At 65.7% G+C, this 16,721-nt stretch carries 19 protein-coding genes and 1 tRNA gene; 13 read left to right on the plus strand and 7 right to left on the minus strand.

Annotated features, from left to right (window positions below):
- Nucleotides 1-2: 2 nt before the first annotated feature.
- The 9 genes from JI743_RS00625 to JI743_RS00665 all read left to right on the plus strand — a co-directional run bounded on the left by JI743_RS00625 (nt 3) and on the right by JI743_RS00665 (nt 8,783).
- A complete protein-coding gene (locus JI743_RS00625) occupies nt 3-1,709 on the plus strand; it encodes a DNA polymerase III subunit gamma/tau (RefSeq protein WP_201924936.1) in 1,707 nt (568 codons plus the stop codon).
- Nucleotides 1,706-2,041: a YbaB/EbfC family nucleoid-associated protein gene (locus JI743_RS00630; RefSeq protein ID WP_201924938.1), complete on the plus strand. Its 336-nt coding sequence runs from the start codon at nt 1,706-1,708 to the stop codon at nt 2,039-2,041. Before JI743_RS00625 ends, JI743_RS00630 begins: the two co-directional genes overlap by 4 nt.
- 263 nt (nt 2,042-2,304) lie before the next feature.
- On the plus strand, nt 2,305-4,701 hold the full coding sequence (gene lon / locus JI743_RS00635) for an endopeptidase La (protein ID WP_201924940.1): 2,397 nt from the start codon (nt 2,305-2,307) through the stop codon (nt 4,699-4,701).
- Between the two features lie 171 nt (nt 4,702-4,872).
- Nucleotides 4,873-5,145 (plus strand): HU family DNA-binding protein, encoded by a 273-nt coding sequence (locus tag JI743_RS00640; protein WP_201924942.1) that lies wholly within the window; start codon nt 4,873-4,875, stop codon nt 5,143-5,145.
- 160 nt (nt 5,146-5,305) lie between these two features.
- Nucleotides 5,306-5,380: transfer RNA gene (locus JI743_RS00645), tRNA-Val, on the plus strand.
- Nucleotides 5,381-5,489: 109 nt separating this feature from the next.
- The gene (locus JI743_RS00650; RefSeq protein WP_201924944.1) at nt 5,490-5,798 is read left to right on the plus strand and encodes a hypothetical protein; all 309 of its coding nucleotides are present in this window, start codon (nt 5,490-5,492) and stop codon (nt 5,796-5,798) included.
- A 116-nt stretch (nt 5,799-5,914) separates the two neighbouring features.
- Entirely contained in the window at nt 5,915-6,580 is a 666-nt protein-coding gene (locus JI743_RS00655) for a response regulator transcription factor (RefSeq protein ID WP_201924946.1), read from the plus strand.
- 13 nt (nt 6,581-6,593) lie between these two features.
- Nucleotides 6,594-8,000, plus strand: coding sequence for a sensor histidine kinase (locus JI743_RS00660; RefSeq protein WP_201924948.1), 1,407 nt, complete (start codon nt 6,594-6,596; stop codon nt 7,998-8,000).
- Between the two features lie 87 nt (nt 8,001-8,087).
- Entirely contained in the window at nt 8,088-8,783 is a 696-nt protein-coding gene (locus tag JI743_RS00665) for a hypothetical protein (RefSeq protein WP_201924950.1), read from the plus strand.
- A gap of 191 nt (nt 8,784-8,974) precedes the next feature.
- On the opposite strand, the gene JI743_RS00670 is transcribed toward JI743_RS00665, so the two are convergent.
- Nucleotides 8,975-9,670, minus strand: coding sequence for a glutathione S-transferase N-terminal domain-containing protein (locus JI743_RS00670; RefSeq protein ID WP_201924952.1), 696 nt, complete (start codon nt 9,668-9,670; stop codon nt 8,975-8,977).
- Entirely contained in the window at nt 9,667-9,954 is a 288-nt protein-coding gene (locus tag JI743_RS00675) for a chorismate mutase (protein WP_201924955.1), read from the minus strand. The genes JI743_RS00670 and JI743_RS00675 overlap by 4 nt, the downstream gene beginning before the upstream one ends.
- 105 nt (nt 9,955-10,059) lie before the next feature.
- Here JI743_RS00675 and JI743_RS00680 point away from each other — a divergent pair, with 105 nt between their 5' ends.
- The 4 genes from JI743_RS00680 to JI743_RS00695 all read left to right on the plus strand — a co-directional run bounded on the left by JI743_RS00680 (nt 10,060) and on the right by JI743_RS00695 (nt 14,515).
- Complete coding sequence (locus tag JI743_RS00680) at nt 10,060-11,073, plus strand: polyprenyl synthetase family protein (RefSeq protein WP_201924957.1); 1,014 nt, start codon at nt 10,060-10,062, stop codon at nt 11,071-11,073.
- A 49-nt stretch (nt 11,074-11,122) separates the two neighbouring features.
- Nucleotides 11,123-11,512, plus strand: coding sequence for a DUF1801 domain-containing protein (locus tag JI743_RS00685; protein WP_236659647.1), 390 nt, complete (start codon nt 11,123-11,125; stop codon nt 11,510-11,512).
- On the plus strand, nt 11,509-13,977 hold the full coding sequence (gene hrpB / locus JI743_RS00690; protein ID WP_201924959.1) for an ATP-dependent helicase HrpB: 2,469 nt from the start codon (nt 11,509-11,511) through the stop codon (nt 13,975-13,977). Before JI743_RS00685 ends, hrpB begins: the two co-directional genes overlap by 4 nt.
- Nucleotides 13,978-14,236: 259 nt before the next feature.
- The gene (locus JI743_RS00695) at nt 14,237-14,515 is read left to right on the plus strand and encodes an ETC complex I subunit (protein WP_201927191.1); all 279 of its coding nucleotides are present in this window, start codon (nt 14,237-14,239) and stop codon (nt 14,513-14,515) included.
- Nucleotides 14,516-14,622: 107 nt separating this feature from the next.
- Here JI743_RS00695 and JI743_RS00700 read toward each other — a convergent pair whose 3' ends face one another.
- The 5 genes from JI743_RS00700 to JI743_RS00720 all read right to left on the minus strand — a co-directional run bounded on the left by JI743_RS00700 (nt 14,623) and on the right by JI743_RS00720 (nt 16,643).
- A complete protein-coding gene (locus JI743_RS00700) occupies nt 14,623-14,838 on the minus strand; it encodes a DUF4170 domain-containing protein (RefSeq protein WP_201924961.1) in 216 nt (71 codons plus the stop codon).
- Between the two features lie 85 nt (nt 14,839-14,923).
- Entirely contained in the window at nt 14,924-15,271 is a 348-nt protein-coding gene (locus tag JI743_RS00705) for a hypothetical protein (RefSeq protein WP_201924963.1), read from the minus strand.
- On the minus strand, nt 15,255-15,638 hold the full coding sequence (locus tag JI743_RS00710) for a hypothetical protein (protein ID WP_201924964.1): 384 nt from the start codon (nt 15,636-15,638) through the stop codon (nt 15,255-15,257). Before JI743_RS00710 ends, JI743_RS00705 begins: the two co-directional genes overlap by 17 nt.
- Nucleotides 15,638-16,117, minus strand: coding sequence for a phage holin family protein (locus JI743_RS00715; protein WP_330901882.1), 480 nt, complete (start codon nt 16,115-16,117; stop codon nt 15,638-15,640). Before JI743_RS00715 ends, JI743_RS00710 begins: the two co-directional genes overlap by 1 nt.
- Complete coding sequence (locus tag JI743_RS00720; RefSeq protein ID WP_201924966.1) at nt 16,098-16,643, minus strand: hypothetical protein; 546 nt, start codon at nt 16,641-16,643, stop codon at nt 16,098-16,100. The genes JI743_RS00715 and JI743_RS00720 overlap by 20 nt, the downstream gene beginning before the upstream one ends.
- Nucleotides 16,644-16,721: the final 78 nt, after the last annotated feature.

Consider the following 16,721-nt stretch of genomic DNA (forward strand, 5'->3'; position numbering starts at 1 on the left):
CCATGAGCGATTCCGCCGACGACGAACCCCCGATGCTGGGCATGGACCTGCCCGAGACTGCGCCGCAGGCGTCGTCGGGCCCGTACCGCGTTCTCGCGCGCAAATACCGCCCGCAGACCTTTGCCGAGCTGATCGGGCAGGATGCGATGGTCAAGACGCTGGGCAATGCGATCGCGCGCGATCGGCTGGCCCATGCCTTCCTGATGACCGGGGTGCGCGGTGTCGGCAAAACCTCGACTGCGCGCCTGATCGCCAAGGCGCTGAACTGCGTCGGCCCCGACGGGCAGGGCGGACCGACGATCGATCCGTGCGGCGTGTGCGAACCGTGCCGCGCGATCACCGAAGGCCGCCATATCGACGTCATCGAGATGGACGCCGCATCGAACACCGGCGTCGACGATGTGCGCGAGATTATCGAGGCCGTTCGCTATGCCGCCGTGTCGGCGCGCTACAAAATCTATATCATCGACGAAGTCCACATGTTGTCGCGTAACGCCTTCAATGCGCTGCTCAAAACGCTCGAAGAGCCGCCCGCGCACGTCAAATTCCTCTTCGCGACGACCGAGGTCAACAAGGTCCCGGTTACGGTGCTGTCGCGGTGCCAGCGTTTCGACCTGCGCCGCATTACCCCCGACATGCTGTTCGCGCATTTCAGCTCCATCCTGCAAAAGGAAGGCGTCGAGGCGGAAGCGCCGGCAATCTGGTTGATTGCCAGTGCTGCCGAAGGATCGGTGCGCGACGGGCTGTCGATCCTCGACCAGGCGATTGCCCACGCGGACCTCGATGGCGGCGGCAAGATCAGCGCCGAGCAGGTCCGCGCGATGCTGGGGCTTTCGGACCGGTCGGCGATCGCGCAGTTGATGACGACGATCCTCGAAGGCGAGGCAGGCGGCGCGATCGATTTGGCGCGCGCGCAATATGCGCTGGGGATCGAGCCGATTGCGATGGTGCGCGGGCTGATGGAGCTGACGCATGCGGTGACGCTTGCGAAAGTGTCGCGCCATGACGACCCGGCGCTCGCCGCGGCGGATCGCGAGCGTATCGCCGAATGGGCGCAAAAAATGGGTTTCGCGCCGCTCAACCGCCTTTGGCAGCTGCTCCTCAAAGGGCATGACGAGGTGCTGCGCGCGAACAATCCGCTCGAACATCTCGAAATGCTCTTGCTGCGCGTCATCTATGCCGCGTCGATGCCCGATCCGGGCGAACTGGCAAAGCTGCTCGAATCGGGCGGTGTCCGCACAGCGGCGCCCGGCGCGCCGGCGGCGTCAACGGCACCGGACCAAGCGGCGGTCGACGCGACCTCTGGTGCACCGGAAGGCTCCGCTTGCGAACCGCCTTCGCTGACCGCCGCACAGCTTCACCACCTTCTCGAAACGGCGGGACATCACAGGCTTGCGGGCCTTGTTTACGATCACCTCAACATTATCGCGCTCGATCCCGGGGTGCTGGCCTATGCGCCCGCCCCGGCGCTGGGCGACGGCTTTGCACGCGACATCTCCGAAGCCTTGTTCGCCGCTACCGGCAGCCGCTGGCAGGTGCGGACCGACGAGGGCGAGGGGCGCCCCAGTCTCGGCCAGATGCGGGCGGCCAAGCTGGCGGACAACGAGGCGCGGATTCGCGAGTTGCCGGTCGTAAAGGCCGCTCTGGCGGCTTTTCCAGACGCAAAACTTGAAGCCTCGCCCGACAATCGGCATAGGACGGGATCATGAAATCGATCGAAGAAATGATGAAGGCGGCGCAGGAAGCCGCGGCGACCGTGCAGGCGCAGATGCAGGAAGCGCAGGCGAAACTCGATGCTGTCGAGGTCGAAGGCGTTTCAGGCGGCGGCCTCGTCAAGATTCGCGCGAGCGCCAAGGGGCGGATCAAGGCGATCGACATCGACGACAGCCTGATCGTTCCCGGCGAAAAGCAGATGCTCGAAGATCTGCTAGCCGCAGCGTTCAACGATGCGCGTGAGAAAGCCGATCACGCAAGCCAGGAAGAAATGGGCAAGATGACAAGCGGCCTGCCGCTTCCACCGGGTTTCAAGCTGCCGTTCTGACCGGGCGTTTCCATGCTCCGTTCGCTCCGAGGAGGGGCTGAGCCTGTCGAAGCCCCGTCTCGAAGGGCCGAGTGCCCTGTCCCGCGTCCTTCGAGACGCCATTTCGACAAGCTCAATGGCTCCTCGGGACGAACGGCAAGGGGTTCCACGTCCGTCCGTTCAGCACTCCGACATTGAATGCGTGCGAAGTTACGCCATATTAGCGATCAACAGCCTATAAGAAGGGCGGAGCGTCCATATTGGACGGTCGCCCAGGAGTCCCGATGACGCAATCTTTTCCCCTGTTGCCGCTGCGCGACATTGTTGTTTTTCCCCATATGATCGTTCCGCTGTTCGTCGGCCGCGACCGCTCGGTCGCCGCGCTCGAAGCCGCGATGGAAAGCGACAAGGAAATCTTCCTCGTCGCGCAGCTCGATCCCGGCGAGGACGATCCGCAGCGCGACGACCTGTATGACGTCGGTGTCGTCGCCACCGTCTTGCAATTGCTCAAACTTCCCGACGGCACGGTCCGCGTGCTCGTCGAGGGCAAGCAGCGCGCGAAGCTCGCGGCGCTCGAAACCGAGGGGCAGGCGGTGATGGCGACGGTCAAGCCGATCGCCGACGCCGTCGACGAGAGCGTCGATACCGCCGCGCTGATGCGCTCGGTGGTCGACCAGTTCGAAAACTATGCGAAGCTCAACAAGAAGATGCCGGCCGAAACCGCGGTGCAGCTGTCGCAGATCGACGACGCCTCGCGGCTTGCCGACTCGGTTGCGGGCAATCTCAACATCAAGGTGTCCGACAAGCAGGCATTGCTCGTCGAGGATGCGCCCGCGAAGCGGCTCGAAATGGTCTTTGCCTTCATGGAGGGCGAACTTGGCGTGCTGCAGGTCGAAAAGAAGATCCGCGGCCGCGTGAAGCGCCAGATGGAGAAGAGCCAGCGCGAATATTATCTGAACGAGCAGCTGAAGGCGATCCAGCGCGAGCTCGGCAACGATAATGGCGAAGGAGGCGACGACCTCGCCGAACTCCAGCTCAAGATCGACAGCCTGAAAATGTCAAAGGAAGCCAAGGCGAAAGCGCAGGCGGAGCTCAAGAAGCTGCGTGCAATGGCGCCGATGTCCGCTGAGGCGACCGTTGTCCGCAATTATCTCGACACGCTGATCGGCCTGCCGTGGGGCAAGAAGTCAAAGCTGAAAAAGGATATCGCCAAGGCGCAGGCCGTCCTCGACGACGATCATTATGCGCTCGAAAAGGTCAAGGACCGGATCGTCGAATATCTGGCGGTGCAGGCGCGTACCAACAAGCTGAAGGGGCCGATCCTGTGCCTCGTCGGCCCGCCGGGCGTGGGCAAGACCTCGCTCGGGCGCAGCATCGCCAAGGCGACGGGGCGCGAGTTCGTGCGCCAGTCGCTCGGCGGCGTGCGCGACGAGGCCGAGATCCGCGGCCATCGGCGTACCTATATCGGCTCACTGCCGGGCAAGATCGTCACCAACCTGAAAAAGGCGGGGGCGATGAACCCGCTGTTCCTGCTCGACGAAATCGACAAGCTGGGCCAGGATTTCCGCGGCGATCCGGCGTCGGCGCTGCTCGAGGTGCTCGACCCCGAACAGAATGCGAAGTTCCAGGATCATTATCTGGAAATCGACGTCGACCTTAGCGACATCATGTTCGTGACGACGGCGAATTCGCTCAACCTGCCGCAGCCGCTGCTCGACCGCATGGAGATCATCCGGCTCGAAGGCTATACCGAGGACGAGAAGGTCGAGATCGCGAAGCGCCACCTGATCGCGAAACAGGTTGAGGCGCATGGCCTGAAGGACGGCGAGTTCGAGCTGACCGAAGAGGGCCTCCGCGACCTCATCCGCTATTACACCCGCGAGGCGGGCGTCCGCACGCTCGAGCGCGAGATTGCGCGGCTCGCGCGCAAGGCGCTGCGCAAGATCCTCGAGGGCAAGGCCGAGAGCGTCACCATCACCCCCGACAACCTGTCCGAATTTTCTGGCGTGCGAAAATTCCGCCACGGTGTCGGCGACCAAGAGGACCAGGTCGGCGCGGTCACGGGGCTCGCCTGGACCGAGGTCGGCGGCGAATTGTTGACGATCGAGGCCGTCACGGCGTCGGGCAAGGGACAAGTCCGGACGACGGGCAAGCTCGGCGAGGTTATGACCGAGTCGGTACAGGCCGCGCTGTCGTTCGTGAAGGCGCGCGCGCCGGCCTATGGCATCCGTCCCAGCCTGTTCGCGCGCAAGGACATTCATATCCACTTGCCCGAAGGCGCCGTTCCCAAGGACGGGCCGTCTGCCGGTGTCGGGATGGTAACCGCAATGATCTCGACGCTTACGGGAATCGCGGTGCGCAGGGACGTTGCCATGACCGGCGAGGTGACGCTGCGCGGACGCGTGCTTGCGATCGGCGGCCTCAAGGAAAAGCTGCTCGCGGCGCTCCGCGGCGGGATCACGACGGTCCTGATTCCCGAGGAAAATGAAAAGGATCTGGTCGAGATTCCGGCAAACATCACCGACAAGCTGAAGATCGTCCCGGTGAGCCACGTCGACCAGGTTCTGGCCGAGGCGCTGGCAGGCCCCGTCGAGCCGATCGAATGGACCGAAGCGGACGAACTCGCCGCCTCGCCGCCGATTGCGCCGGGCGCGGACCCCGAGAACCCGATTCGTCACTGACCTGACGTAAATCTGCGCTTGTCGAGCCGTCTTTTCGTCGCATAAACGTCATTTAGGCGCGTTTTTAGCCATTTTTTGCTTTGACAAGGCGGGGCGAAACAGCGTTAGTGGCGCGCCATGGCTTCGGGCCATGAATCAGTTATCCAACCATATTGCAGGGGTTCCTTAGGCATGAACAAACAAGACCTGATCGCCGCCGTCGCAGATTCGAGCGGCCTCACCAAGGGCGATGCCAGCAAGGCCGTCGAAGGCGTGTTTGACGCGATCACCGGCACGCTGAAGAAGGGCGGCGAAGTCCGCCTCGTCGGCTTCGGTACCTTCGCTGTCAGCAAGCGCAAGGCTTCGACGGGTCGCAACCCGCGCACCGGCGAAACGATGACCATCGCGGCATCGAACCAGCCGAAGTTCAAGGCCGGCAAGGCCCTGAAGGACGCCGTCAACTGATCGGCAGTCTTATTTGACGAATGACAGTCGGGCCGTAGCGCAAGCTGCGGCCCGAATTGTATCGAAGGCCCCGGCGGTTCAAATCGCCGTTGCAATCCCGGTACGAGCGGCTATGGACGTCCGGCTTTCGGACGCCGCGATCAGCGGCAGGCACCGGAACGGGCGCGTAGCTCAGCGGTAGAGCACACCCTTCACACGGGTGGGGTCACAGGTTCAATCCCTGTCGCGCCCACCATTGCCTCCGGGCAATGCGGTCACGCTCACAATAGAAGCGCGGCGAATCCTAATCCTTCTTGACTGCGCCATTCATCGGCTATTCAAAGCGGGCGCACTAGGAAGGCTCCATGATCCGAACTTTGACCCTTGCCCTGACTATTGCGCTGCTCGCTGCCGCAGGAACGCCCGCGCTCGCGCGCGGCGACCGCGACCAGAATAATCTGCGCGAAGCGGCCGCGCAGGGGCAGGTGATCCCGCTCAACCGGCTCGTCGCCGAAGTGCAGTCGCGCGCGCCATATAGCGACATGACCTATCTGGGCGGGCCGCAGTTCGATGCGGGGCGGATGATCTATGCGCTCAAATTCATGGACGGGTCGCAGGTCGTGATCGTCTATGTCGATGCCCGCACCGGCCGGATCGTCGGCCGCAAGCCCTGAGCCCCCGGAAATTCGACGGCTTCCCCAAACGACATTTTGCGATGATCGCCGGGAGTTGATAAACAGTCGGCAACGTGCGACCGGCGTATGCCGGTACGCAAAGGAAAGGCGCCTGAATGCGGATTTTGATTGTCGAGGACGAACCCACGCTGGGCCCGCAGCTCAAGGCGACGCTCGAAGGGGCGGGCTATGCCGTCGATCTCGCCACCGACGGCGAGGATGGCCATTTCCTCGGCTCGACCGAAAGCTATGATGCGGCGATCCTCGACCTTGGCCTGCCCGAGATTGACGGGCTGACCGTGCTCGACCGCTGGCGGCGCGAAAAGCGCAATTTTCCGGTGCTCGTGCTCACTGCGCGCGACAGCTGGTCGGACAAGGTGGCGGGGCTCGATGCGGGCGCCGACGATTATCTGGCCAAGCCGTTCCAGACCGAAGAACTGATCGCACGCCTGCGCGCACTGATCCGCCGTGCCTCGGGCAATGCGTCGAGCGAACTGACCGCTGGCCCCGTACGCCTCGACACGCGCTCGGGCCGCGTAACGCTCTCGGGCGAGCCGGTGAAGCTGACCGCGCAGGAATATAAGCTTTTGTCCTACCTGCTCCACCACAAGGGCAAGGTCGTGTCGCGCACCGAGCTGATCGAGCACATTTATGATCAGGATTTCGACCGCGATTCGAACACGATCGAGGTTTTCGTGACGCGCATCCGCAAGAAGCTCGGCGCCGATATCATCACGACGATCCGCGGACTCGGCTACCAGCTCGACGACCCGCAAGCCTAGGCTGGGCGTGGCGATGGCCGACGCCGAAGCCGCCCCGACGGTCGCGCCAGACCCCGACGCGGCGGACCGGCCGGCGGCGCTGACCAGCCGCATCACGGGTTCGCTCGCGCGGCGCATGATTGCGATAGCCGCGCTGTGGATCACGCTGCTGCTGTTCGGTGGCGGCTTTGCGCTCGACCGCGTGCTCACGAGTGCAATCACCCGCAATTTCGATTCGAACCTCGAATTTGTGCTGATGTCGATGATCCGCTCGTCGGAAATCGGCCCCGATGGCGAGGTGCGGATGATCGAGCCGCTGGGCGATCCGCGCTTCCTCGAGCCCTATAGCGGGCTCTACTGGCAGATCAGCGGCGGACGGCAGGAGCCCTATTCGTCGCGGTCGCTGTGGGAACGCCGCCTTGTGACGTCGCAGGCGCACGACGACGAGGCGCTGCACACCTATGACAGTCAGCAGTTTCCCGAAGAGGAACTGCGCGTGCTCGAACGCGACATATTGCTGCCGGGCAGCGACACGCGCTGGCGTTTCCAGATCGCCCAGTCGCGCGAGACGCTCGATACCCAGATCCGCGCGGTGCGGCAGACGTTGATCCCCAGCCTTGTCCTGCTCGGCGTCGGCCTCATCATATTGGCCGCGCTCCAGACATTCTACGGTCTCTGGCCGCTACGCCATATTCGCCGCGCGATCGCGGCGATGCGCGGCGGCGAGAACCGGCGGGTCGATGCGCCGCTGCCGCTCGAAGTCCAGCCGATGGTCGAAGAGCTCAATGCGCTGCTCGCGCATAACGAAAAGCAGGCAGAGGAGGCGCGGTTGCACGCGGGCAACCTCGCGCACGCGCTGAAGACGCCGCTGACGGTCCTGCTCAACACCGCCGCGGGCGACACGACGCCGCTCGCCCACACGATCCGGCGCGAGGCGGCGACGATGCAGCGGCAGGTCGAACATCACCTTGCCCGCGCGCGCGCCGTCGGCCGCCGCGGCGCCACGCAGGCGCGGGCCAACGTCCATGACAGCGTCGAGAGCGTGTCGCGCGCCGTTGCGCTCCTCTATCCCGACGCGCGGCTCGATCTGGCGGGCGACAAGGAGCTGGTCGCGCGCGTCGAGCGGCAGGACCTTGACGAACTGGTCGGAAACCTCCTCGAAAATGCCGCAAAATATGGCGGCGGCAGCGTCTTCGTCACGATTCAGCGCGACGGTTCCTCCGCCGAAATGCTCGTCGAGGACGACGGCCCCGGTATCTCGCCCGCCGACCGCTCGCGCATCTTCGACCGCGGCGTCCGCCTCGACAGCGGCAAGCCGGGCACCGGTCTGGGTCTTGCGATCGTGCGCGACGTGGCGGAAATCTACGGCGGGACGATCGTGCTCGAGGAAAGCGAGGATCTGGGCGGATTGCTCGTCCGGCTGCGGTTGCCGGCGGGATAGTTTGGCGGCTTTGGGGTGGGAAAGCGACAGACAGCTTCCGGTGCGGTAAATGTGGAAAGCCGCCATTCACTGTGTCAAACCGGCGATATGACCAATATTCCTGTATGGCCTGCGAAAATGACGCGGGAACAGCAAAGAGCATCAAAGAACCGCAGCAGCGATTTCGACGCTGCACTGAAACGCGATGCTCGTGCAGCAGGTTGGCGCTATGCTCGGGGCACAATCTTCCGTCAGTCCGGCGATTGGTTCATCAGCATCCTGCCATCGTTGCTCTGGGAGCGCGGCGCTGTCGTCCGTATGATGGTCAAACCAATGGCGGTCGACCCGCTTTTCTGGGACATTGTTGGGTTAAGTGAAAACCGCACTATGCCCCTTTCCTTTCGGGCAACTGGGGCATGGGTTTTGAGACCCCCTTTGACTGAGAGTTATATCGGGCTGGATACGATTGACGTCGAACTGCTTGCCAAAGACGTTTTTGACTGGGGCCATAGGCAGATGGGTCAGATACTCCCGAGCATCTCCATTGAGTCGATGCTGGCCGCCCTGCCGGGGAGTCATGAAGTCCGTGCTTACCGCGCGTTGGCAATCTGCCTCCTCATCTTGGCAAAGGACATGGATCGCGCTTTCGAACTTTGTGGGTTGGACAATCCCGATACCCACCCATTGATGGCAGATAACGGGGGCTTCACCACGCACAATCGCGATGGATCAGTTTCGACTTTTCTTGATCAAGCGCGCGACTGGATAGCTCGCCAGCGCCGAGAAGAACTGATTGTCCTTTGACGCGGGCAATCTTCGGCTTCGTCAGCTTTCGGGTAGCGCTGGCTAGTCAATCTTTGACCGACATTGGTCGTTACCAGACCTTCGTCATCCCGGACTTGATCCGGGATCCATGACGTCGGCACACCGGTGGGATCCCGGCCTCCGCCGGGATGACGGCGGCTTAATTGTCCGCGACCGACCGGCAATCGGCGTCAGGCCGCCGTCACCACCAGCCCGCGCTGCACCCCCGGTCTTGCCAGCCCCGCATCGAGCCAGCGCCTGACATTGCCGAACCGTGCGAACCCGACGATCTCCGCGGCCTCGTAAAATCCGATCAGATTGCGCACCCAGCCGAGCAGCGAAATATCGGCGATGCTGTAATCATCGCCCATCACCCACGCCCGCGTCGCCAGCCGTTCGTCGAGCACGCCAAGCAGCCGCGCGGATTCGGCGGCGTAGCGGTCGCGCGGGCGCTTGTCCTCAAAGTCGCGGCCCGCGAACTTGTGGAAAAAGCCGAGCTGGCCGAACATCGGCCCGACGCCGCCCATCTGCCACATCACCCACTGGATCGTCGCATACCGTGCATTGGGATCGGCGGCGATGAACCGGCCGCATTTGTCGGCGAGGTAGAGCAGGATCGCGCCCGATTCGAACAGCGCCAGCGGCGAACCGTTCGGCCCGTCGGGGTCGTAGATCGCCGGAATCTTGCCGTTGGGGTTGAGCGCCAGGAAGGCGGGGTCGTGGCTTTCGTTCGCGCCGATGTCGATGCGGTGCGGTTCATAGGGGAGCCCGCATTCCTCCAGCATGATGCCGACCTTCACGCCATTCGGCGTCGGCGCCGAAAAAAGCTGCAGGCGATCGGGATGCTCTGCGGGCCAGCGCGCGAAGATCGGGTGATCGAGCGTCAAGCACCCGCCTCGCGCTTCAGATGTTCGTGATGGCGGATCACCTCGTCGATGATGAAGCGCAGGAACTTCTCGCTGAATTCGGGGTCGAGGTCGGCCTCGCGCGCCAGGGAGCGCAGCCGGTCGATCTGGCGCGCCTCGCGGTCGGGGTCGGCAGGGGGCAGGTCGATGCGCGCCTTGAGTTCGCCCACCGCCTTGGTCACCTTGAACCGCTCGGCGAGCATATAGACGAGCGCGGCGTCGATATTGTCGATGCTCTGTCGATAGCGGCTCAACTCGTCGTTCATGCGCCTTCCTCCCTCTGGCCGGGCACGCTTGGCACCGCGAAGGGGGCGCTGGCAAGCCGAAAGTCGTTGCAAATTCGCCGGTGCACGGCCAAGGCAGCGCACGTCATGACAGCCGATATCCACCAGCTTCACGGAGAGAAGCCGCCTTCGCTCGATCCGATGATGGCGCTTGTCGCCGCCGACATGAACGAGGTCAACGCGGTCATCCTCGATCGGATGCAGTCCGAAGTGCCGCTGATCCCCGAGCTTGCGGGGCATCTGATCGCCGGCGGCGGGAAACGGATGCGGCCGATGCTGACGCTCGCCTGCGGGCGATTGCTCGACTATCCGGGCCGACGCCACTGCAAGCTCGCCGCGGCGGTCGAATTCATCCACACCGCGACCCTGCTCCACGATGATGTCGTCGACGGGTCGGACCTGCGCCGCGGGCGCAAGACCGCGAACCTCATCTGGGGCAACAGCGCGTCGGTGCTCGTCGGCGATTTCCTGTTCAGCCGCGCCTTCGAGGTGATGGTCGAGGACGGCTCGCTCAAGGTGCTCAAGATATTGAGCCGTGCCTCCGCAGTGATCGCCGAGGGAGAGGTCAACCAGCTCTCCGCCCAGCGGCGGATCGAGACGAGCGAGGACCAGTATCTCGCGATCATCAACGCCAAGACCGCCGAGCTGTTCGCCGCGGCGTGCAAGATCGCCGCGGTCGTCGCCGAGCGCGACGAGGCGACCGAAGCGGCGCTCGACGCCTATGGCCGCAACCTTGGCATCGCCTTCCAGCTCGTCGACGATGCGATCGACTATGTTTCGGACGCGGAGACGATGGGGAAGGGCGTCGGCGACGACTTTCGCGACGGCAAGGTGACGCTGCCCGTCATCCTCGCCTACGCGCGTGGCACGCCCGAGGAACGCGACTTCTGGAAACAGGCGATCGTCGGCCACCGCGCATCGGACGAGGATCTCGCCCATGCGACCACGCTGCTCCACAAGCATGACGCGATCGCCGACACACTCGCGCGCGCGCGCCACTATGGCCAGCGCGCAGTCGATGCGATCGGCGGCTTCCGCCCGAGCCAGGCGAAGGCCGCGCTGACCGAAGCGGTCGCCTTTGCGGTCGCGCGCGCTTATTAGATTACCCGCAATCCCTCCCCCGAAGGGGAGGGGCTTTTGGGGGGAACGGATGATGCCAATGATGGGGCCAGCGGTCGAAAGCCCCGACGCCTATATCGCGGCGCTTTCCGGCTGGCAGTTTGAACGCTGCGAAATGATGCGCGCGGCGATCATGGCGGCCGCGCCCTTCGACGAAACAATCAAATGGACCAATCTGGTGTTCATGGCGAACGGACCGTGCATCCTGATCCGCGCCGAGGAACATCGTGTGCTGCTGGGTTTCTGGCGCGGTAAAAGGCTGCGCGAGTTCGACCCCCGGATCAAGGTGAGCGGGAAATATGAACTCGGCAATCTGGTGATGACCGAAGGGACCGAGGTGACGGCCGAAGCCGTCGCGCGGCTCGCGGCCGAGGCCTATCGTCTGAACCTTGAACTGGGCAATCCTGCAAGGCGGACATGACGCGAACCCTGCTTCCCATCGACGCGGTACTGCCCGACATTCTCGCGGCGCTGCTGCTCAAGCCCAATGTCGTCGTTGTCGCGCCGCCGGGCGCGGGCAAGACGACGCGCGTCGCCCCCGCGCTGCTCGACCAGCCGTGGTGCAAGGGGCAGGTGTGGCTGCTGTCGCCGCGCCGGCTTGCCGCGCGCGCTGCCGCCGAACGCATCGCCGAGGAGATGGGCGAGCCGGTCGGCGGCAGGATCGGCTATGCGACGCGGCTCGACAGCAAGCAGTCGGCGGCGACGCGGCTGCTCGTGATGACGCCGGGGCTGTTCCGCAACCGCATCCTCGCCGATCCCGAGCTTGCGGGCGTGTCGGCGGTGCTGTTCGACGAGGTTCACGAACGCAGCCTCGACAGCGATTTCGCGCTCGCGCTGGCGGTGGATACGCAGCAGGGCTTGCGCGACGAGATCCGCCTGCTCGCCATGTCGGCGACGCTCGACGGCGCACGCTTCGGCGCGCTGCTTGGCGACGCGCCGGTGGTGAAGAGCGAGGGGCGAAGCTGGCCGCTCGATCTGCGCCACATCGGCCGCCGCGCCGAAGACCGGCTCGAAGCGTCGGTTCTGGCGGCAGTACGGCAAGCGATGGCGGAGGAAGACGAGGGCGACATGCTCGCCTTTCTTCCCGGCGTCGCGGACATCGAGCGCGCCGCCGCAGCGGTCGAGGCGTCGGGACTGCCGCTTGTCGTTCACCGGTTGCACGGCCAGATCGACCCCGCGCTTCAGCGCAAGGCGCTCGTGCGCGATCCTGCGCGCCACCGCAAGCTGATCCTCGCGACGAGCATCGCCGAAACCAGCCTGACGATCGACGGCGTGCGCATCGTCATCGACGCCGGCCTGTCGCGCCGCCCGCGTTTCGACAAGGCGGCGGGGATTTCGCGGCTGGTGACCGAGCGCGCGAGCCAGGCGTCGGCGACGCAGCGCGCCGGGCGCGCGGCGCGGCAGGGACCGGGCGTCGCCTATCGTTTGTGGGAGGCCGCGGCGACCGCGGGGATGCCGCCCTTCGACCCGCCCGAGATTCACGAGAGCGACCTGATGCCCGTCGTGCTCGACTGTGCGAGCTGGGGGATTATCGATCCGCGCCAGCTCGGCTGGCTCGATCCGCCGTCGCCCGCATCCGTGGCCGACGCCAAGACGCGGTTGCAGGCGATCGGGGCGCTCGGCGGCGACGGGCGGATCACCGCGCACGGCCAGGCGCTTGCCGCGATCCCGCTTCCCGTCCCGCTCGCGCATATGCTGATCGAAGCGGCGTGCGCCGGGGAAGGGGAGTTGGCCGGCCGGCTCGCGGTGTTGCTGACCGAGCCGGGGCTTGGCGGACGCAACGTCGATGTCGAAGCGCGGCTCGGACGGTGGCGAGCGACGCGCGGCGAGCGCGCCGAGGGCGCCGCACGTCTTGCCAAACGCCTAGCCGCGCTGGCGACCCGGCAGGCTCCCCGCGACGCCGTCGCCGAACCGCGCACGCTCGGCGGCTGGATCGCGACCGCCTGGCCCGATCGCGTCGCGCGGCAACGCGCGGGACAGCGCGGCGAATATCTCAGCGTCGGCGGCCGCGCCTATCGCATCGACCCCGCCGAACAGCTCGCGGGCAGCGAATGGCTCGCGATTGCCGATGCGCAGGGCCATGCCGCGGGCGTGCGCATCCTCGCCGCCGCGCCGGTCGACGCGGCCGAGGTCGAGGCCTTGTTCGCGGGCCAGATCGTCCAGCACGCCGCGAGCAGCTATGATGCCGCCGCCGACCGTGTCGATCATCGGCGCGAGCGGCGGCTTGGTGCGATTGCGCTCGCGAGCGGCAAGGCTCCGCGCGAAAGCGCCGCCGCCGACGATATTGGGGTGCGGCTCGCGGCGGTGCGCGACAGGGGGCTGGGGCTGATCGGCTGGGGACCGGCGTCGCAGGCGCTGCGCCAACGCGCCTCTTTCGCAGGGATCGACACGCTATCGGCCCCCGCGCTCGCCGACAGCCTCGACCTCTGGCTCGCGCCGCTGCTCGAAAGATGCCGCGGGCTGCGCGACATCGGCGACGGCAGGCTGGTCGACGCGCTGATGGGACTGCTCGACTGGTCGGCGCGCCAGCGGCTCGAAAAGCTCGCGCCCGCCGACTATGCGACCCCCGCGGGCAGCCGCCATGCCATCGACTATGGCGCCGAGGCGGGGCCGACGGTCAGTGTGCGCGTGCAGGAAATGTTCGGGCTGACGCGGCACCCGACGATCGGCGAGCCGCCGGTGCCGCTCGTCCTCGCGCTCACCTCGCCCGCGCACCGCCCGATCCAGACGAGCCGCGACCTGCCGTCCTTCTGGGCGGGGAGCTGGCACGAGGTCGCGAAAGAGATGCGCGGTCGCTATCCGAAGCACCCCTGGCCCGACGACCCCGCAAGCGCGCGCCCGACCCTGATGACCAAGGCGGCGCAGGCGCGGCGCGATGCGCAATAGCCGCCATATCTGACAGGCGCGTGACCGGTATCCTACCCATCGCCAAAAGGCTGTTCCCCGGCGAAAGCCGGGGTCCAGCGCGGGATAGCGCTGCGCCGCTTGGGCGCCGGCTTTCGCCGGGGAGCACCTTTCTCGTGCGAGGGAGCAGTCGCCGCCTTGATCCAGCGTGGCGAGGATGAAGGGTGGCGCCTTTCCTCTTTTCGCGCACTGCGCTTGGCGCTAAGGCGGCGCCATCGGTAGCCAGTTCAGGATGGACCCAATGAAAGCGCGGATATTCCAGAAGCCCAAGAATGCGATGCAGTCGGGGCGTGCCGGGACCGACCGCTGGATGCTCGAATTTGCGCCCGCCGAGGCGCGCAAGGCCGACCCGCTGATGGGCTGGGCCGGAAGCGGCGACACGCGCCGCCAGATTCGCCTGACTTTCGCGACGCGCGACGAGGCGGTGGCCTATGCCGTGCGCTATGGGATCGATGCCGAGGTCATCCCGACGCCCGAGCGCAAGCTGAAGATCCAGGCCTACGCCGACAATTTCCGCTGACTGATCGTCACCCCCGCGAAGGCGGGGGCTGCAATCGGCCTTGCGCTTCGCTGTGCTGGCGCCGCCGCCTTCGCGGGGGGCGACGCGGCTACGTCGCCTGACCGCTCCTATTCCGCGTCGGGCTGCAACAGCTTGTGCAGGTGGACGACGACATATTTCATTTCGGCGTCGTCGACGGTGCGCTGGGCGGCGCTGCGCCAGGCCTTTTCGGCCGACTTATAGTCGGGGAACAGACCGACGACGTCGAGCTTTTCGAGGTCGACGAAATCGAGGCCCTGCGGGTCGCTGACGCGGCCGCCGAAAACCAGGTGCAATTTGCTCATCGATGCAATCCTTGCCGTGTAGCGCGGGGAGGGGAGGTGGCGCCCCCTATCAGCGGCGCGCCGTAACGGCAAGTATCGTGGGAAACTAGTCGCGCCGCTTCGGGATCAGCGAGCCGAGGAGCGCGCCGATCGCCGCAGCACCGGCCAGCAGCGTCAGAGGTTGGTCTTCGGCAATATCCTTGAGCTTGCTGTTGGCGCGCTTGGCCTGCGCCTTGCCCTTTTCGAGCGCTTCGCCGGCGGCCTCGCGCGCGGCATCGGCCTGCTCGCGTCCTTTCGCGGCCAACTCGCTCGTCGCGGTGCGCGCGCGGTCGTATCCGTCCTGCAGCCGCACGCGCGCCGTTTCGGCGGTCGCCTTGGCATTATCGGCGGCTTTCTGCGCAACTTCACTCATCTTCGCGGTGGTTTCACGGGCGGTTTCACTCAGCGGTTTCATCGTCATTCTCCAATATCTCGTCATCGGTCGGCCCCGCGTCGCCGGGGCGAAATTTGTCGACGGCACCATCGACCAGGTCGCGCAGGCGCGACGCAGCACGCGGCGCATATTCCCTGATCGGCTCGCGCAGCAGCCACGCGACCCCCGCGATTGCCGCAAGCGTGATCGGCAGGCGGTTGGCGCGAAATTCGTCGCGTGCGACTTTGGCCGTGTCGTTGATGGCCGTGCTCAGCCGATATTTGCCGCGATCGACGAGTGCGGCGGGTTTGAACGCATCGCGGGCGGTCCCGATCTTGCGTTGCAACTCGGCGCGCTGGATCATCGACCGGCGGACGGCGTTGATCAGGCGCGCGCGTGTTCCCGGCATTATTCGTCCCCCGTTTCGTGCATCAGGTCGCTGCGAAAGGCGGTGCGAACGTCCGCCGCGCTGCGTTTCGCGCGCCACGCGGCGATGGCGGCGAGGCCAAGCAGCGCCAGCACGACGATCAGCGTCGCGGCGAGCGGGCCGACGCGCGGCGCCAGCACAAGGATCGCACCAAAGGCGACCGCCAGCATCGCGACGAGCAGCGCGCACGCCGCGACAAAGCCCCACGCCGACGCCCATTTGATGCCGTGCCCCGCCAGCGCGCCGCGCGCTTCAAGCAGCGCCAGTTCCGCCTTGGCGGTCGCCGACAGATCATCGACGACATCGCGCACAATGTCTTTCAGCGGCACCGGCGGCGGAGTTTGCGGGCGTCCTTTCGGCGCATAGCCGTGGCTGACGTCGCCAAAGGTCGGCGCGTCCGGTTCAGGGGGCGGGACGTTGGGTTCGGATGACAATGTCGGATCAGTCGTTATTCGATCCACCCTTGAGCATCCGGGCAAGCACAAAGCCGATCACCGTGGCGGCGCCGACGGCAATGGCCGGGTTCTTCTTGACCATGTCGCGGGTCGAAGCGGCAAGCTCGTCGAGATCCTTCTTGTCGAGCGTCGAGGCGAGGCCCGCGACGGTCGCGGCGGCCGACCGGGCATAGTCGCCATATTGCTTGCCGAATTTGCTGTCGACGGTGCCCGCGCTGTCTTCGAGCAGCTTGGCGAGGCTGCCGACCGCTTCGGCGGCCTTGTCCTTGCCCTTGGCCGCGGCGTCGCGCGCCTTGGCCGAGGCCTGATTCTTCAACGTCGTCGCCTCGCCCTTCAGCGAAGCGGCCTTTTTCGAGGCTTCGGACTTGATCGTGTCGCGCGTCGCGGCGAGCTGGTCGCGGATCGGATGCGCTGTCGCGGCCTTGGCTTTCACGGGCTTGCGCGCGGGCGCGGCCTTGGTCGCGCCGGCCTTTGCAGGGGCTCTGGGGCGCGGTGCGGCTTTCTTTGTCGCGGGAGTAGCGGCTTTGGCCATCGACTTGTCCTCTTTCTTATCGTTCGGGCGTCACGCCAGCGGGTCGGTGCGGGCCATGTCCATCCCTTTTTGGTCCTA

It is taken from the genome of Sphingopyxis jiangsuensis (assembly GCF_016734905.1).
GTDB classification, from domain to species: Bacteria; Pseudomonadota; Alphaproteobacteria; order Sphingomonadales; family Sphingomonadaceae; genus Sphingopyxis; species Sphingopyxis jiangsuensis.

Excerpts from the sequence above, each read along its gene's own strand:
- JI743_RS00625 (WP_201924936.1), top strand. The coding sequence starts at position 3 with ATGAGCGATTCCGCCGACGACGAACCCCCGATGCTGGGCATGGACCTG.
- JI743_RS00630 (WP_201924938.1), top strand. The coding sequence starts at position 1,706 with ATGAAATCGATCGAAGAAATGATGAAGGCGGCGCAGGAAGCCGCGGCG.
- lon (WP_201924940.1), top strand. The coding sequence starts at position 2,305 with ATGACGCAATCTTTTCCCCTGTTGCCGCTGCGCGACATTGTTGTTTTT.
- JI743_RS00640 (WP_201924942.1), top strand. The coding sequence starts at position 4,873 with ATGAACAAACAAGACCTGATCGCCGCCGTCGCAGATTCGAGCGGCCTC.
- JI743_RS00650 (WP_201924944.1), top strand. The coding sequence starts at position 5,490 with ATGATCCGAACTTTGACCCTTGCCCTGACTATTGCGCTGCTCGCTGCC.
- JI743_RS00655 (WP_201924946.1), top strand. The coding sequence starts at position 5,915 with ATGCGGATTTTGATTGTCGAGGACGAACCCACGCTGGGCCCGCAGCTC.
- JI743_RS00660 (WP_201924948.1), top strand. The coding sequence starts at position 6,594 with ATGGCCGACGCCGAAGCCGCCCCGACGGTCGCGCCAGACCCCGACGCG.
- JI743_RS00665 (WP_201924950.1), top strand. The coding sequence starts at position 8,088 with ATGACCAATATTCCTGTATGGCCTGCGAAAATGACGCGGGAACAGCAA.
- JI743_RS00675 (WP_201924955.1), bottom strand. The coding sequence starts at position 9,954 with ATGAACGACGAGTTGAGCCGCTATCGACAGAGCATCGACAATATCGAC.
- JI743_RS00680 (WP_201924957.1), top strand. The coding sequence starts at position 10,060 with ATGACAGCCGATATCCACCAGCTTCACGGAGAGAAGCCGCCTTCGCTC.
- JI743_RS00685 (WP_236659647.1), top strand. The coding sequence starts at position 11,123 with ATGATGCCAATGATGGGGCCAGCGGTCGAAAGCCCCGACGCCTATATC.
- hrpB (WP_201924959.1), top strand. The coding sequence starts at position 11,509 with ATGACGCGAACCCTGCTTCCCATCGACGCGGTACTGCCCGACATTCTC.
- JI743_RS00695 (WP_201927191.1), top strand. The coding sequence starts at position 14,237 with ATGAAAGCGCGGATATTCCAGAAGCCCAAGAATGCGATGCAGTCGGGG.
- JI743_RS00700 (WP_201924961.1), bottom strand. The coding sequence starts at position 14,838 with ATGAGCAAATTGCACCTGGTTTTCGGCGGCCGCGTCAGCGACCCGCAG.
- JI743_RS00705 (WP_201924963.1), bottom strand. The coding sequence starts at position 15,271 with ATGAAACCGCTGAGTGAAACCGCCCGTGAAACCACCGCGAAGATGAGT.
- JI743_RS00710 (WP_201924964.1), bottom strand. The coding sequence starts at position 15,638 with ATGCCGGGAACACGCGCGCGCCTGATCAACGCCGTCCGCCGGTCGATG.
- JI743_RS00720 (WP_201924966.1), bottom strand. The coding sequence starts at position 16,643 with ATGGCCAAAGCCGCTACTCCCGCGACAAAGAAAGCCGCACCGCGCCCC.